This is a genomic window from Metalysinibacillus jejuensis, assembly GCF_003057615.1.
Lineage (GTDB): Bacteria > Bacillota > Bacilli > Bacillales_A > Planococcaceae > Metalysinibacillus > Metalysinibacillus jejuensis.
The window spans coordinates 17,030-33,061 of sequence record NZ_QAFW01000004.1 but is presented as its reverse complement, the minus strand read 5'-3'; the positions used below and the strand labels follow the sequence as shown (position 1 = coordinate 33,061).

Annotated in this window: 19 protein-coding genes and 1 tRNA gene; 19 read left to right on the top strand and 1 reads right to left on the bottom strand. The window is 40.6% G+C overall.

Features of this window, described 5'->3' with window-relative positions; genetic code table 11:
* Nucleotides 1-11: 11 nt before the first annotated feature.
* The 18 genes from lgt (at nucleotide 12) to DDE80_RS02605 (ending at nucleotide 15,118) form a co-directional block, all read left to right on the top strand.
* Nucleotides 12-830: a prolipoprotein diacylglyceryl transferase gene (gene lgt, locus DDE80_RS02690; protein ID WP_108306146.1), complete on the top strand. Its 819-nt coding sequence runs from the start codon at nucleotides 12-14 to the stop codon at nucleotides 828-830.
* 13 nt (nucleotides 831-843) lie between these two features.
* Complete coding sequence (ppaX, locus tag DDE80_RS02685) at nucleotides 844-1,485, top strand: pyrophosphatase PpaX (protein ID WP_108306145.1); 642 nt, start codon at nucleotides 844-846, stop codon at nucleotides 1,483-1,485.
* Between the two features lie 2 nt (nucleotides 1,486-1,487).
* A complete protein-coding gene (locus DDE80_RS02680) occupies nucleotides 1,488-2,018 on the top strand; it encodes an acyltransferase (protein ID WP_108306144.1) in 531 nt (176 codons plus the stop codon).
* Nucleotides 2,019-2,196: 178 nt separating this feature from the next.
* A complete protein-coding gene (locus DDE80_RS02675; protein WP_108306143.1) occupies nucleotides 2,197-3,354 on the top strand; it encodes an ATP phosphoribosyltransferase regulatory subunit in 1,158 nt (385 codons plus the stop codon).
* Complete coding sequence (hisG, locus tag DDE80_RS02670; RefSeq protein ID WP_108306142.1) at nucleotides 3,347-3,982, top strand: ATP phosphoribosyltransferase; 636 nt, start codon at nucleotides 3,347-3,349, stop codon at nucleotides 3,980-3,982. Before DDE80_RS02675 ends, hisG begins: the two co-directional genes overlap by 8 nt.
* On the top strand, nucleotides 3,979-5,250 hold the full coding sequence (gene hisD / locus DDE80_RS02665; RefSeq protein WP_108306141.1) for a histidinol dehydrogenase: 1,272 nt from the start codon (nucleotides 3,979-3,981) through the stop codon (nucleotides 5,248-5,250). Before hisG ends, hisD begins: the two co-directional genes overlap by 4 nt.
* Nucleotides 5,247-5,837: an imidazoleglycerol-phosphate dehydratase HisB gene (gene hisB, locus DDE80_RS02660; protein ID WP_108306140.1), complete on the top strand. Its 591-nt coding sequence runs from the start codon at nucleotides 5,247-5,249 to the stop codon at nucleotides 5,835-5,837. The genes hisD and hisB overlap by 4 nt, the downstream gene beginning before the upstream one ends.
* On the top strand, nucleotides 5,834-6,430 hold the full coding sequence (gene hisH, locus DDE80_RS02655; RefSeq protein ID WP_108306139.1) for an imidazole glycerol phosphate synthase subunit HisH: 597 nt from the start codon (nucleotides 5,834-5,836) through the stop codon (nucleotides 6,428-6,430). Before hisB ends, hisH begins: the two co-directional genes overlap by 4 nt.
* On the top strand, nucleotides 6,427-7,161 hold the full coding sequence (hisA, locus tag DDE80_RS02650) for a 1-(5-phosphoribosyl)-5-[(5-phosphoribosylamino)methylideneamino]imidazole-4-carboxamide isomerase (protein WP_108306138.1): 735 nt from the start codon (nucleotides 6,427-6,429) through the stop codon (nucleotides 7,159-7,161). The genes hisH and hisA overlap by 4 nt, the downstream gene beginning before the upstream one ends.
* Nucleotides 7,161-7,922 carry an imidazole glycerol phosphate synthase subunit HisF gene (hisF, locus tag DDE80_RS02645; RefSeq protein ID WP_108306137.1) on the top strand — a complete coding sequence of 254 codons (762 nt, stop codon included), beginning with the start codon at nucleotides 7,161-7,163 and terminating at the stop codon, nucleotides 7,920-7,922. The genes hisA and hisF overlap by 1 nt, the downstream gene beginning before the upstream one ends.
* Nucleotides 7,919-8,533, top strand: coding sequence for a bifunctional phosphoribosyl-AMP cyclohydrolase/phosphoribosyl-ATP diphosphatase HisIE (hisIE, locus tag DDE80_RS02640; RefSeq protein WP_108306136.1), 615 nt, complete (start codon nucleotides 7,919-7,921; stop codon nucleotides 8,531-8,533). Before hisF ends, hisIE begins: the two co-directional genes overlap by 4 nt.
* 80 nt (nucleotides 8,534-8,613) lie before the next feature.
* Nucleotides 8,614-10,116, top strand: coding sequence for a tetratricopeptide repeat protein (locus tag DDE80_RS02635; protein ID WP_235612261.1), 1,503 nt, complete (start codon nucleotides 8,614-8,616; stop codon nucleotides 10,114-10,116).
* A gap of 173 nt (nucleotides 10,117-10,289) precedes the next feature.
* Nucleotides 10,290-11,243, top strand: coding sequence for a thioredoxin-disulfide reductase (trxB, locus tag DDE80_RS02630; protein ID WP_108306135.1), 954 nt, complete (start codon nucleotides 10,290-10,292; stop codon nucleotides 11,241-11,243).
* A 221-nt stretch (nucleotides 11,244-11,464) separates the two neighbouring features.
* Entirely contained in the window at nucleotides 11,465-11,929 is a 465-nt protein-coding gene (locus tag DDE80_RS02625) for an 8-oxo-dGTP diphosphatase (RefSeq protein WP_108306134.1), read from the top strand.
* The gene (gene rapZ / locus DDE80_RS02620; protein WP_108306133.1) at nucleotides 11,926-12,831 is read left to right on the top strand and encodes an RNase adapter RapZ; all 906 of its coding nucleotides are present in this window, start codon (nucleotides 11,926-11,928) and stop codon (nucleotides 12,829-12,831) included. The genes DDE80_RS02625 and rapZ overlap by 4 nt, the downstream gene beginning before the upstream one ends.
* Before the next feature lies 1 nt (nucleotide 12,832).
* On the top strand, nucleotides 12,833-13,825 hold the full coding sequence (locus tag DDE80_RS02615; RefSeq protein WP_108306132.1) for a gluconeogenesis factor YvcK family protein: 993 nt from the start codon (nucleotides 12,833-12,835) through the stop codon (nucleotides 13,823-13,825).
* 31 nt (nucleotides 13,826-13,856) lie between these two features.
* Nucleotides 13,857-14,804 carry a DNA-binding protein WhiA gene (gene whiA / locus DDE80_RS02610; protein ID WP_108306131.1) on the top strand — a complete coding sequence of 316 codons (948 nt, stop codon included), beginning with the start codon at nucleotides 13,857-13,859 and terminating at the stop codon, nucleotides 14,802-14,804.
* A 59-nt stretch (nucleotides 14,805-14,863) separates the two neighbouring features.
* A complete protein-coding gene (locus tag DDE80_RS02605; protein ID WP_108306130.1) occupies nucleotides 14,864-15,118 on the top strand; it encodes an HPr family phosphocarrier protein in 255 nt (84 codons plus the stop codon).
* 73 nt (nucleotides 15,119-15,191) lie between these two features.
* Here the strand turns inward: DDE80_RS02605 and clpP are convergent, their stop codons facing one another.
* Entirely contained in the window at nucleotides 15,192-15,785 is a 594-nt protein-coding gene (gene clpP, locus DDE80_RS02600) for an ATP-dependent Clp endopeptidase proteolytic subunit ClpP (RefSeq protein ID WP_108306129.1), read from the bottom strand.
* 163 nt (nucleotides 15,786-15,948) lie between these two features.
* Here clpP and DDE80_RS02595 point away from each other — a divergent pair.
* Nucleotides 15,949-16,020, top strand: a tRNA-Arg gene (locus DDE80_RS02595).
* The last annotated feature ends 12 nt before the right edge of the window (nucleotides 16,021-16,032 follow it).

Below are 16,032 nucleotides of genomic sequence, written 5' to 3'. Positions count from 1 at the left end.
GGGAGCAAGTTATGGAGTTTTTATTATTACGAATTGACCCCACCGCATTCCACTTAGGGCCAATACCGGTACAATGGTATGGCGTGTTAATTGTTTCAGGCATTATTATTGCGTATTTAATGGCGCAAAGAGAAGCGTTAAAGCTTGGCTTTGAAGAAGATACGATTGCTGATTTATTACTATGGGCTGTGCCTATTGCGATTTTATCAGCGCGCGCGTATTACGTTATTATGCGTTGGGATTATTATAGTGCGCACCCTGAACGAATTATTCAAATTTGGGAAGGCGGTATTGCTATACACGGAGCACTAATTGGTGCATTTATTACCGCATACATTTTCACGCGTAAAAAGCATATTAGTTTTTTTAAACTTGCGGATATCGCGGCACCGAGTATTTTAGTAGGGCAAATTATTGGTAGATGGGGTAACTTTATTAACCAAGAAGCTTATGGTGGAGAAGTAAGCCGTGCTTATTTAGAAGGTTTACATTTACCGAACTGGTTAATTGAACAAATGTATGTAGAGCACCTAGGTAGTTATGTACATCCCACATTTCTTTATGAATCATGTTGGAATATTGTCGGTCTAATTATCGTATTAGTGCTTAGACGCTTTAATCCACGTCGCGGGGAGTTATTTATTTTCTATTTAATTTGGTATTCTATTGGTCGTTTCTTTATTGAGGGATTACGCACAGATAGCTTATATTTAGTAGGAGAGTTGCGCTCTGCACAAGTCGTATCGATTATAGCGATTGCGGTAGGTATTATTTTATTTGTATATCGACGTACTATGATTCGACCAGCTGTTCGTTATAAAGATAAATAAGGAGCTGAGATAGATGAAGTATAAGGCATTACTATTCGATTTTGATGGGACATTACTCAATACGAATGAACTTATTTTACAATCATTTCACCATGTATTGGCTACAAGATTTCCTGGGAAATATCAAGTGGAGGATTGCGCGCAATTTATTGGGCCTTCTTTACAACAAACGTTTGATACGCTAGCACCAGGAGAAACAGAAACGTTAATTGCGCGCTACCGTGCATTTAATGAAGCAAATCATGATAAGTTGATTAGTGAGTATCCAGATGTTGTAGAAGTGTTGACGGAGCTAAAAGCAATGGGAATAAAATTAGCTATCGTCTCTACTAAACGCAATGATATGATTGAGCGAGGCTTAACATTGCTTGGCGCTAATCACTTATTCGATGTTAAAATTGGAACAGATGATGTTGCGCATGTTAAACCGCACCCGGAGCCCGTGCTATTAGCATTAGAGCGCTTAAACGTACCGAAAGAACAGGCTATGATGATCGGCGATAATTCTCATGATATTGAAGCAGGTAATAATGCAGGCGTTACTTCTGTCGGTGTCGCATGGGCGCATAAAGGCGAAGCTTATTTACGCAAATATAATCCTACGCATATCGTCACAACGATGCACGACTTTATTCCGTTAGTAAAAGGAGAATAGCGATGGCGCGTAAAACAGAACGATATCGTGTGCAGGGCGCTAATTCATTATGGCAACTTTATAAAACCGTATCGTTTTTTAAAGTGATGAAATGTTTTATCGTCATACAACTCGGACGCTTTACGCCTTCTTTGCGTGTGAAAAATGCGATGTACCGTCGATTATTGAAAATGAAAATTGGCAAACAAACTTCATTGGCACTTATGGTAATGCCGGATACGATGTTTCCAGAACGTATTACAATAGGAGATAACAGTGTTATCGGCTTTAATACGACAATTTTGGCACATGAATATTTAATCGAAGAATACCGCTTAGGAGATGTCACAATCGGTAAAAATGTGATGGTCGGTGCTAACTCTACTATTTTACCTGGTGTAACAATAGGTGATGGTGCAGTAGTATCTGCTATGACATTAGTGCATCGTGACGTACCAGCAGGCTGTCTTGCGGGGGGAAATCCTATGCGCATCATTTATACAAAAGAGCAAATGGACGCACGACGTCATGAAGATCCATTTTGGAAGAGCTAGCCTGCAGCTAGTTCTTTTTTTTGTGGAAAAAACGTCGGTAATTAGTAACAATTAACAAGTGTGAAATATGTGATAATACAGATAATATTATGTATAGTATTGACTTACTAAAAAGAGTGCGATAAAATTACTTTAACGTTCTAGTTCTCTAGTGAACTAAAGTGAAAGGGTGGCAACAATGTCTTCTATTAAAATGTTCGAAAAACCTGTAGGTATGCGTGATACTTTACCTAAAATCTTTGATAAAACAGAACAATTGCGCCAACAAACGCGAGAGTTTTTACGCGTACGTGGCTATGATTTTATTAAAACACCAAGTGTAGAATACTACGATACCGTAGGCAAAGCTTCAGCTATTCAAGATGCGTTATTGTTTAAACTATTTGATAACCAAGGTAATACACTAGTATTGCGACCAGAAATGACGACACCTATCGTGCGTGTAGCTTCTTCAAAATTATTAAAAGAACAAACGCCGCTACGTTTAGGTTATTTCTCTAATGTTTTTCGTGCACAAGAAGTAGAAGGTGGCCGCCCCGCTGAATTTGAACAGATGGGGATTGAACTCATCGGCGATGAAACAGTTTACGCCGATGCTGAAGTTGTAGCTACTGTTATTGAGCTATTACAGGCGCTGCACGTACAAGATTTTAAAGTGACGATTGGTCATGCAGGTATTTTGCAATGTGTGTTAAGTGATTACACAGAAAGTGCTATTGAAGCTAATGCTTTACGCAATTTATTAGTGAAGCGTAATTATGTTGGTTTTGAGGAAGCTGTAGCTTCATTTGATTTACCGAAAGCGAAATCTGATGCGCTTATGCAATTTATTGGTGAAGCAACGAACATCGAAAAAATTAAAGATATCGAAAAATACGTACGTAAAAATGAAGCGTTACAATATATGCAAAAGTTGGATGAGTTGTTAGCTGATGCTGGTTTAGCTGACTATATCGACTTTGACTTTACATTATCGAGCCATATGAATTACTACACTGGCATGCTATTTGAAGTATTTGCAAGTGGTAGTGGTTTTGCGCTCGGTAACGGCGGACGTTACGATGGGTTATTAACAGAGTTTGGTGTTACAACAGGCGCTACTGGTTTCGGTTTACGTGTGGATCGTTTATTAGAAGTGCTACCGCTACCGACTGTAGCAACGGAGCGTGTACTCGTACAATTTAATGAAGCGACCTTTACTAAAGCGTTGCAACTAGCTAATGAGCTGCGTGAGCAAGGTGTAAGTGCGACACTTCATAACGCTGATGTACCAGTAAATGAAGCAAATTATAGTCGTGTAATACATGTGACGAAGGGAGCGATTGGCAATGAGTGAATTAACAATTGCAATGCCAAAGGGGCGTATTTTTGAAGAGGCCTACCAAATGCTAATCGAAGCGGGCTTTAATCTACCAGCGGAAGTCGAAATGTCTCGCAAATTAATGATTGAAATACCAGAAGAAAATATTCGTTTTATTTTAGCTAAGCCGATGGACGTACCTACTTATGTAGAACACGGCGTTGCAGATATCGGAATCGCAGGTAAAGACGTACTACTAGAGCAAGAGCGTGAAGTGCATGAATTACTCGATTTAAAAATTAGCGCATGTTATTTAGCTTCAGCAGGGCTACCTAATACAGTAATGGACGAAATTGCACCGCGTATCGCAACAAAATATCCGCATATTGCGACAAAATATTATAAAGGCATTGGCGAGCAAGTTGAAATTATCGAACTTAACGGCTCGATTGAGCTTGCGCCTATGATTGGCCTAGCAGACCGTATTGTTGACATTGTATCTACAGGGCGAACATTAAAAGAAAATGGCTTAGTGGAGTATGAGCATATTGCCGATATTTCTTCTCGTTTAATTGCTAATCCTGTAAGTTATCGTATGAAGAGCGCACGCATTTTAGATTTAGCGAAGCGTCTAAAGCAAACTATTGAGGGGGGCGTACAATGAAGATTGTAGCATTACAACAAGGCGTATCATTAAAGCGCCCATTAGAGCAAGGTAATGAACAGCAGCTTGCGACTGTGCGTCAAGTATTGCGAGATGTGAAATCGCAAGGTGATGCTGCTGTAAGAAAGTATACTGAAAAGTGGGATGGCTTTACACTACCTACATTTAAAGTGACTGTAGCTGAAATGGAAGTGGCGGTGGCTACATTTGATCCTCAGCTATATGACGATTTAGTAGAAGCGGCAGCGAATATTCGCGCTTACCATACAAAACAAAAGCGTGAAGGCTATACAATGCCTTTAGCTGATGGTTCGTATTTAGCGCAAAAAGTAACACCTATGGACGCAGTAGGCTTGTATGTACCTGGGGGCACAGCAGCATATCCTTCAAGTGTGCTAATGAATGTCATTCCTGCACAAGTAGCAGGGGTGCAGCGTATTGTAATTACGTCGCCAGCAGATAAAGAAGGCAATGTGCCAAAAGGTGTGCTAGTAGCAGCGCATATTTTAGGTGTAAGTGAAATGTATAAGGTTGGCGGTGCTCAAGCGATTGCAGCACTCGCGTATGGCACCGAAACAATTGCACCTGTTGATAAAATTACAGGGCCAGGCAATATTTTTGTAGCATTAGCTAAACGTGAAGTGTTTGGTGAAGTGGCGATCGATATGATTGCAGGACCTAGTGAAATTGCTATTATTGCAGATGATACAGCTTATGCGGATGAAGTAGCGGCAGATTTATTATCCCAAGCCGAGCATGACACAATGGCTTGTGCCATCTTAGTAACTACTAGTGAAGCGTTAGCAACAGCAGTTGCCGAGCAGGTTGAGCAACAGCTACAAGCATTGCCACGTGAGGCTATTGCACGTAAAGCAATCGAAAATTTCGGTACAATTTATGTAGCGAAAACTATGGGTGAGGCAATAGCGGCAGTAAATACATTAGCGCCAGAGCATTTGGAAATTATGACGAAGGATGCTGAAGCCGTAGCTGCAAAAATTAAGCACGCAGGTGGTATTTTTATCGGGCGTTACTCATCAGAGCCTGTAGGTGATTACTTCGCAGGTACAAACCACGTCTTACCTACTAACAGCACGGCACGCTTTGCTAGTGGTCTTGGGGTAGATGATTTTGTGAAAAAATCGAGCGTAGTTTATTATAGCGAACAAACATGGGCAAAAAATGCGCCTAAAATTGCACGACTTGCACGTCTTGAAGGTTTAGAAGGACATGCACGTGCAGTAGAATCGAGAGGATGGGACAAATGACGCGTTCAGCAAAAATTACACGTACAACGAGTGAAACACAAGTAGCGGTAGAAATTAACTTAGACGGTGAAGGACAAGCGAAAATTGAAACAGGTGTGCCATTTATGGACCATATGCTCGACTTATTTATTAAGCACGGTTTAATGGATGGAACAATTGTCGCTAATGGTGACACGCATATTGATGATCACCATACAACAGAAGACTTAGGCATTGTACTAGGGCAAGCGATTCGTGAAGCATTAGGCGATAAAAAAGGAATTAAGCGTTACGGCAATGCTTTTGTACCGATGGACGATGCGCTTGCACAGGTGGTCGTAGATTTTTCAAATCGCCCTCACTTAGAAATTCGTACACCAGATTTAAAGCAAAAAGTCGGCACTTTTGATACAGAACTTGTGCATGAGTTTTTATGGAAGTTTGCATTAGAAGCACGTATGAATGTGCATGTTATTGTGCCATACGGTCATAATACACACCATATTATTGAGGCAATCTTTAAAGCGTTAGCACGCGCGATTGATATGGCAATTCAAATTGATCCACGTGTTAAAGGAGTACCTTCTACGAAAGGACTGTTGGGATGAACATAGGCATTATCGATTATGGTATGGGTAATTTATTTAGCGTAGCCGAGGCAATTAAACGCCTCGGTTGCGATTATTTTATCGCAGGGGATAGCACAACGTTGGCACAAGCTGATGCGCTTATTTTACCAGGTGTTGGTGCTTTTCCTGATGCGATGCATAAACTAAAGGCTTCAAAACTTGATATGTTTATTGCGCAACAAACAAAACCTGTACTCGGTATTTGTTTAGGTATGCAGCTATTGTTTGAATTCAGTGAAGAAGTACAACCGACAAGTGGGCTCGGTGTCATTAACGGTCAAATTACGAAGTTTGACGCTAGTGCATTACGTGTTCCTCATATTGGTTGGAGCGAGCTAACTTGGCATAAACCGTACGTAGAAAGTACGACAGATTTTGTCTACTTTGTACATTCGTTTTATGCAACGCAAACAAATGAAGCGGATATCGTAGCTAGCGCTCAGTACGGGGATGTACAAGTCCCTGCAGTTGTGCAATATGCTAACTTTACAGGTATGCAATTTCACCCTGAAAAATCAGGTGAGTTAGGCAAACAATTACTTAAACGATGGTTAAAGGACGTGGCGAAATGACAATTGAAATTTACCCAGCAATCGATATGCTAGGCGGCAAATGTGTGCGCTTATTTAAAGGAGATTATGAGCAAGAGACCGTATATGGTGATTCACCATTTGAGATGGCAAAAAAATTTGCTGAAGCAGGTGCTCGTAATATTCATATGGTAGACCTTGACGGTGCAAAGGACGGCGAGCGAGTGCATTCGGCAGATGTCATTCGTGTAGCGAAAGAGCTGCCTTTACGTGTGCAAATTGGTGGCGGTATTCGTACAGAACAAGACGTACGCTTTTATTTAGATAACGGTGTAGACCGTGTCATTATTGGTAGTTTAGCTATTCGTGAGCCAGCGCTAGTTGCACAAATGATTAAAGATTTTGGTGCAGAGCGCATCGTTATTGGTCTAGATGCTAAAGACGGTATGGTAGCAACACATGGTTGGTTAGAAACTTCCGATAAATCGGCGATTGATGTAGGTAAGTATTTTGTTGAGGCAGGTGCTAAGCACTTTATCTTTACTGATATTGCAACAGATGGCACATTAGCAGGACCAAATATTGCAGCTAATAAGGCATTAGCTGAAGCAACAGGCGCTAACATTATCGTGTCAGGTGGTATTAGCTCACTTGAGGATATTACAGCAGTGCGTGAGGCAAGCACTACAACAACGGTTGGTGGTGTCATTATTGGTAAGGCGCTATACGCTAATCGCTTTACATTAGAGCAGGCACTTGAGGAGGCAAAGTAATGGTGACAAAACGTATTATTCCTTGTTTAGATGTTAAAGATGGCCGTGTCGTAAAGGGCATTCAATTTGAAGGCCTACGTGATGCAGGCGATCCTGTAGCACTGGCTAAATACTATGATGAACAAGGGGCAGATGAGCTCGTATTTTTAGATATTTCGGCATCGCATGAAGGACGTGCTACTATGGTTGATGTTGTGCGTGAAACAGCTAAAGCATTAGCCATTCCATTTACGGTTGGCGGCGGTATTCGCACAGTTGAAGATATCGAGCGCATTTTACGCGCGGGCGCAGATAAAGTATCCGTTAATACAGCCGCACTTGATAACCCGAGCCTACTCACAGAAGGTGCTAAAAAGTTTGGGGCACAGTGTATTGTCATTGCGATTGATGCTAAATATAGTGAGGAAGACCAAACATGGATGGTGTATACACATGGTGGTCGCAATAAAACGACTTGGGCTGTTGTAGACTGGGCTAAAGAAGCGACGCGTTTAGGCGCAGGCGAGATTTTACTTACAAGTATGAACCGTGACGGCGAAAAATCAGGGTTTGATTTAGCGGTAACGCGTGCTGTACGCGAGGCTGTAACTGTACCAGTTATTGCAAGTGGCGGTGCAGGAAGTGCAGAAGATTTTTATCAAGTATTAACAGGGGATGTCCAAGCAGATGCAGCACTGGCTGCTTCGATTTTCCACTATAAAGAGACGAGCGTAGCTGAAGTGAAGAGCTACCTACGTAATAAAGGGGTCGACATTCGATGATTGAAATTACATTTGACGAACAAGGTTTAGCACCAGCAGTTGTGCAAGATGCACGCTCTAAAGAAGTATTAACGGTAGCTTATATGAATAAAGAGTCACTTGAAAAAACGATGGCTACAGGCGAAACATGGTTTTATAGCCGTTCACGCCAAGAGCTATGGCATAAGGGTGCAACGAGCGGTAACACACAGCAAGTTGTCAGCATTCGTACAGATTGCGATCAAGATGCATTAGTGATTGAAGTATTACCAAGCGGACCAGCGTGCCATACAGGCGCCCGCTCTTGCTTTACAGAACTGCTACAAGAAAATACGAAAGCGGGATCAGTCGGTATTTTGCCACACTTAATGGCTGTAATTGCTGAGCGTGAACAAGCGATGCCAGAGGGCGCTTACACAACGTATTTATTTACAGAAGGTATTGATAAAATCTGTAAAAAAGTTGGTGAAGAAGCAACTGAAGTAGTCATTGGCGCAAAAAATCGTGATGCGGAAGAAGTAAAATGGGAAGCGGCTGATTTAATTTATCACCTCCTCGTTTTACTCCAAGAGCAAAAGGTAAGTTTCTTCGATGTTTTACAAGTATTAGAGAAACGCCATGAGGAAAAATAAACAACCTATGGTATAATAAAGTTTACTTTGTAAAGGAACGTGCTATGCGTTCCTTATTTCTTGTTTTGGAGGAAAAATGAATGAAAAATAATAAACCACAACACAACGTTGTTTCATTTCTTCCGACGGGTGATTTTTATTATACAAAAGCTATGGATGCCATGCTTTTAGGACAAATAGAAAAAACACATAAGTATTTATTGAGAGCGGTCGAGCTAGAGCCAACAGATGCACGTAGCTTTTTACAGCTAGGGATATTAGCGTTAGATGCAGAAAACTATCATGAAGCTTATGATTATATTGCGAAAGCTCATATGTTAGACCCAACGAATACCGAGACATTATTTTTTATGTCAGAAAGCGCTGGTTGTTTGGGGCTCGTGCAAGAAGCAAAAAGTTACGCTAGCAAATACTTAACTGTAGCACCAGAAGGCCCTTATGCAGAAGAAGCTGAAGAAATCATTACTTTTTTTGATTACGAGGCAGAAGCTATGCCGGGAACGACGGAGCATACGTTAGAAGAAATACAAGCACAAGAAAAGGCTAGATTGTTAATGGAGCAAGGCGACTTTGAGCAAGCGGTCGGCGTATTAGAAGATGTAATTATTGATTTCCCCAAGCTTTGGTCAGCTTATAATAACTTAGCACTTGCGTATTTTTATATCGGTGAAGCGACAGAAGCGAAGGCAACGTTAGCAAGCGTGTTGCGAGGGGATCCAGGTAATTTACATGCGTTATGCAACTTAGCTGTCATTGCCTTTTATGAAAAAGATGAAGAGACGCTACACGACTACATTACGTTATTAAATAAAATTCAGCCGTATGCGTGGGAGGATCGTTATAAATTAGGCGCTACACTGGCACTCATGGGCGAGTATGAAGGTGCCTATAAGTGGTTAAACAGCATGCAAAAGCGAGGATACGAAGGTGATCCGGGCTTTTATTTTTGGTTAGCACATGCAGCTTATTATACAGGTGCTAAACAGCAAGGTGAGCGTGCCTGGGATAGCCTCGTAGCGATTGATCCAACAAAGAAGGACAGCGCACCGTGGTTGACGCATGCCAAAGATCGTGATTTTTTAAATGAGCTCGCTTTTATTCGTGATAAATTAGCGAGCCATTATAGCAGTGACCACCTTTTTGCACTCTTTCTCATTAGTAAATCCGCTTACCGCGATGAATTATTAAGCGAACCAGCGATTATTGATGTAGAGAACTATACAGGCTTAGAAAAAATGTATTTGGCTTTTTTATTAGGTCATACATTTTCGCAAAAAGAACCGCTCGAAAAAATTTTTTTGCGTGCTAGTGAAGTAGCAGAGCTATTGTATGAACAAGTCGGGATTAAAATTACAACATTACCCCTTTATCAATTGTGGTTTGTGCTATATGAAAATGCAATTAATGCCGGCTACACGTTCAAAAACCCTAAGGCGCTGGCAGCAGCTAATGAATATTTATTTTTATCTGCCCATGATGAGCGCGTAACAAAAAAGGCAATAGCTGAAAAATATGCGATTAGCCCATCTACTTTAACGAAGTATATTGATGAGTTGTTAAATTATTTACCAGATGTAGATTGAACGAAAGATGTTGTGCCAGTGCACAGCATCTTTTTTTACATAAATAATACCCCTATAGGCATATAATTTGTAATCGGTGACGTTATGCCGTAAAGTGAAAGTATCAAGTAAATGACTTACAGGAGTGCTTCAGTTAAAATAGAAGCACGACAATCGAAAGGGGCAATTTAAGAATGTCAACAGAAGAGAAAATTTATGATGTAGTAATCATTGGTGCAGGTCCAGCAGGTATGACAGCAGCGGTATACACATCTCGTGCAAACTTATCTACATTAATGTTAGAGCGCGGTATGCCAGGCGGCCAAATGGCAAGCACTGAAGAAGTAGAAAACTACCCAGGTTATGACCATATTTTAGGGCCAGATCTTTCTACTAAAATGTTTGAACACGCGAAAAAATTCGGTGCAGAATATGCGTACGGTGATGTGACAGAAATCATCGACGGTGAAGAATATAAAGTCATTAAATCAGGCGCAAAAACGTACAAAACACGTACGATTATTATTGCAACTGGTGCTGAATATAAAAAAATGGGTGTACCAGGTGAGCAAGAGCTTACAGGTCGCGGTGTAAGTTACTGTGCGGTATGTGATGGTGCATTCTTTAAAGATAAAGAATTAATCGTTGTAGGTGGCGGTGACTCAGCAGTTGAGGAAGGTATGTATTTAACACGCTTTGCTAGCAAAGTAACAGTAGTGCACCGTCGCGATAAACTACGCGCACAAAAAATTCTACAAGATCGTGCATTCGCTAATGAAAAAATGAACTTCATTTGGAATAAAACAGTGAAGCAAGTAAACGGCAATGCTGATCAAAAAGTAGAAAGCCTAACAGTAGTAGATACGCAAGACGGCACAGAGACAGACCTTAAAACAGACGGTATTTTCGTTTATGTTGGTATGTTGCCATTAACTAAACCGTTTGAAGCATTAGGTATCTTGAATGAAAACGGCTATATCGAAACAAACGAGCGTATGGAAACAGCAGTACCTGGCATTTACGCAGCAGGTGACGTACGTGAAAAAATGCTTCGTCAAATTGTTACAGCTACAGGAGATGGCAGTGTTGCAGCTCAAGCAGCACAAGGCTATGTAGAAACATTAAAAGAAAAATACGAGTTAGCTTAATACTATTTTCGAATCGCTTACACGTTATGAAAAGTATTATCGTATTGTAACTGCTCTGTAATGAAGTAAAAGTATAATAAAGGTGTAGCGATGAATCCACGCGTTGCACCGTTAGACCATTATCGTAATTTGCGATAATGGTCTTTTTTTGGCGCATCGTTTTGGTCGGATGTTAAAAAAATTGTTATACTTATACTATATAAGCTAGGAGGTGGCGAGCTATGCAACGCATCGCAAATTTACTTGCTATAAAAGATGGCAAGGTATTATTATTACAAAAACCACGACGAGGTTGGTATGTAGCTCCCGGAGGTAAGATGGAGAGCGGTGAATCGATCTATGAGGCAGCTACACGCGAGTTTTATGAAGAAACAAATATTACGGCTCATAATGCTCATTTAAAAGGAACCTATACGATGGTTATTAAAGAAGGCGAACGTGTAGTAGATGAGTGGATGCTCTACACCTTTATAACGACACAAATTACGGGTGAGGCCTTTACAGAAACACGAGAAGGAACACTCGCATGGCATCCGATTGAAGCGTTAAAAACATTACCAATGGCAGAAGGAGACCGCACAAATTTATTGTTCGCTGTATCCCATAAAGGCATGCAATATGGTACATTTGAATATACAACTGATTTTGAATTACTCAACGAACACATTCAACAATCAATAGAATGAAAAGGGGCTGTTGTTTAGTGGAAAGTAAGCATACATCAAATGAGCTAGTTATTATTACGGGGATGTCTGGTGCAGGACGTACAGTAGCGATTCAAAGTTTTGAAGATTTAGGGTATTACTGTATTGATAATTTACCTCCTGTGTTGCTCACTACTTTTTTAACGCTTCTGCATGATGCTGACAAAACAAACTTCCGCATTGCAGCGGTGATGGATATGCGGGGCGGGGTATTTTTTGAGGAGCTCATTGCAGCGCTTGATTTATTAATGCAGGAAGAAGATATTAATGTGCGCATTTTATATTTAGATGCTACAGATGATACATTAGTGCGCCGTTACAAAGAGACGCGTCGTTCGCACCCATTAGCGCCGAGTGGTTTACCGCTAGAAGGTATTCAAAAAGAACGTAAAATTTTATCGGAGATTAAAGGGCGAGCGGATTCAGTTTATAACACATCAACGATGAAGCCGCGTCAATTAAGAGAAAAGATCCAACAGCAGTTTGCAAGTACGACGACGCCAATCTTCACCGTCAATGTGATGTCTTTTGGCTTTAAGCATGGTATGCCAATTGATGCTGACCTCGTATTTGATGTGCGCTTTTTAAAAAACCCTTACTATGTAGAAGAGCTACGTCATAAAACAGGGCTTCAAACAGAAGTCTCATCATACGTACTAGCTTTGCCAGAAACGCAACAATTGATTGAAAAGTTAAAAGATTTATTTGAGTTTATGATTCCACTTTATAAAGAAGAAGGCAAGTCACAGTTAGTAATTGCTTTCGGTTGTACAGGTGGTCAACATCGTTCAGTTACGCTAGCAGAGTATTTTGGTAAAGTATTAGCCGCAGAGGAAATGACGGTCATTACACACCGTGATATCGAGCTGAGAAAGAAGGGATAGCATGCGAAAAAATCCCATTAAATTAGTTGTTATAGGAGGCGGGACAGGCCTTTCTACATTACTGAGAGGGCTGAAACGCTTCCCTTTTGATATTACGGCAATTGTCACTGTTGCAGATGATGGTGGTTCTTCTGGACGCTTGCGCGATGATTATGATATTCCGCCGCCAGGCGATGTGCGTAATGTCATCGCTGCACTATCAGATGTCGAGCCTTTAGTAGAGCAAATGTTTCAGTATCGCTTCTCTCATTCGGACGACTTACACGGCCACTCATTAGGCAATTTAATGCTGACGGCTTTAACAGACATTACGGGGGACTTTAGTTATGCCATTAGTGAAATGAGTCGAGTGCTTCAAGTGCATGGTCATGTTTTACCGGCAGCTAATAAAAAAGTTACGTTACGTGCAGAGCTTGAAGATGGCACAATCATTACAGGTGAATCAAATGTGCCAACTGCTCAGTCACGCATCCATCGTGTATATTTAGAACCTGAAAATGTGAAACCGCTACCAGCGGCAATTCGCGCCATAGAACGAGCAGATTTAATCGTCTTAGGCCCAGGGAGTTTGTACACGAGTATTATTCCTAATTTATTAGTTAAAAACATTAGTAAAGCGCTTTGTCGTACGCGAGCGCCTAAACTTTACATTTGTAATTTAATGACCCAATTAGGTGAAACGATAGGGTATAATGCAGAGGACCACATTAATGCCTTGCATGATCATGTAGGGAGGCCGTTTATTGATGCGGTGCTTGTTAATGATCTCGAGCAATCTACGCTCGTGCAAACGATTTGTTCTATCGGTAAAGTAAAGCCTGTTACGTATGATGAACAGCGTTTAGTCGAAAAAGGGATTAAAGTTATTAAACGAGACATTGCCATCATTCGTGAAGACACGTTATGTCATGAAGCAAATGAAGTGGCAAAGTGGCTGTATGACTATATGTTAAAAGAAACACAATTACCCCATAAAAAAAGTAGGTTACTATAAGGTATCACTGGTTTAGAAAGGAGTGGACGCTATGTCATTTGCTTCCGAAACAAAAAAAGAGCTGACGTTGATTGAGGCGGATTTAACATGTGTGAAGGCGGAGGTGTCTGCGCTCATTCGCATGAATGGCTCCATATCATTTTCTAATCGTCAATTAAGCTTAGATATTCAAACGGAAAACGCAGCGATAGCGCGCCGCTTGTATACAAATTTAAAAAAGCTTTACACGTACAATGTAGAGTTGCTAGTGCGTCGAAAAATGCGTTTGAAAAAAAACAATGTATACATTTGTCGTGTACGAGAAGGAGCAAGAGAGCTGTTAATTGATTTACATATCTTAACCGATGATTTTCAATTTGCGAATCAAATCTCTCCTACCCTTATACCGAAGACAATGCAAAAGCGAGCGTATTTACGCGGCGCTTTTTTAGCGGGAGGGTCCGTTAATAACCCAGAAACGTCTGCTTATCATCTCGAAATCTATTCCTTGTACAAAGAACATAGTGAAGCACTCATGCAAATTATGAATGAATTTGAACTGAATGCTAAAACAATTGAACGTAAAAAAGGGTTTGTAACGTACTTAAAAGAAGCTGAAAAGATTTCAGATTTTTTAAGTTTAATCGGAGCCCACCAAGCTATGATGCGTTTTGAAGATGTGCGTATTTTACGAGATATGCGCAATAGCGTAAATCGCATTGTGAATTGTGAAACGGCTAACTTAAATAAAACGATCGGTGCCTCAGTACGACAAGTAGAAAATATTAAATACATTGATCGTACAATTGGTATCGATCAATTGCCTGAGCGCTTGCAAGAAATTGCTCGGCTGCGTGTCGCGTATAAAGAAGTATCGTTAAAAGAGCTTGGCGAAAAAATTTCATCAGGCACAGTTAGTAAATCAGGCGTAAACCATCGCTTACGTAAAATTGATGAGATTGCTGATTCCTTACGCCGTGGAGAAAATACGTATCGCTAATATAAGTGAAGGGAAGGTGACATCTGTTGCTAACATAAGTTAGTAACAGAGTGACAATCATGTATGAAAAAGAAGTGAATGTACAATTAAAAGTAGGCTTACAAGCTCGACAAGCCGCACATTTTGTTCAGCAAGCCAATCGTTTCCGCGCTGAAGTATTTTTACAAAAAGGAGACAAACGCGTTAATGCCAAGTCTATTATGGGTGTTATGAGTTTAGCTGTAGCTAAAAATACGACCATTGTATTAGCAGCGGATGGCGATGACGAAAAAGAAGCAGTAGAAACATTAGCTAATTTTATTACAGCTGAATAAAGCAAAAAGGCGAGCTACTCACTCTTCATTATGAAGAGACAGAGTAGTTCGCCTTTTATATCAAGCAATGTGATTATGCTTTTAATTGGTTGCGCTCAATTACGTGGTCAATTAGCCCGTAATTTTTCGCTTGCTCTGCAGACATGTAGTTATCACGGTCTGTATCACGAGCAATTGTTTCTAAATCTTGGCCGGTACGCTCAGCTAAGATTTTGTTTAATTTTTCGCGTGTTGCTAAAATATGTTTTGCTGCGATTTCGATTTCAGTCGCTTGACCTTGAGCACCACCAAGCGGTTGGTGAATCATTACTTCAGCGTTTGGTAATGCGTAGCGCATACCTTTTTCGCCAGCTGCTAGTAAGAATGAGCCCATTGAAGCGGCCATACCGATACAAATCGTTTGTACTTTAGGTTTAATAAATTGCATCGTATCGTAAATTGCCATACCTGCTGTAACTGAGCCACCAGGTGAGTTAATGTAAAGGTGAATATCCTTATCTGGGTCTTCAGCCTCTAGGAATAATAGTTGGGCAACGATTGCGTTAGCGACGTTATCATCAATCGCACTACCTAATAAAATAATACGGTCTTTTAATAAACGTGAATAAATGTCGTAAGCACGTTCACCGCGGCTTGTTTGTTCAATGACTGTAGGAATTAAGTTCATGTTTAAATCCTCCTTAAAATTTACTAATTATTAAGCTGAGTACCTTTGTTCTCAACGGTAATTTTATCATACACGCAATAGTCAAGGAAGGTCAAATATAAACTCCTATTTTCAATGGAGCTTGAAGTGACATTAGGCAATTTGCTATAATAGCTAACATACTGCCCTCGTGGTGTAATGGATAACACGTAAGATTCCGGTTCTTACACTGGGGGTTCGATTCCCTCCGAGGGCGTACGATAAACGT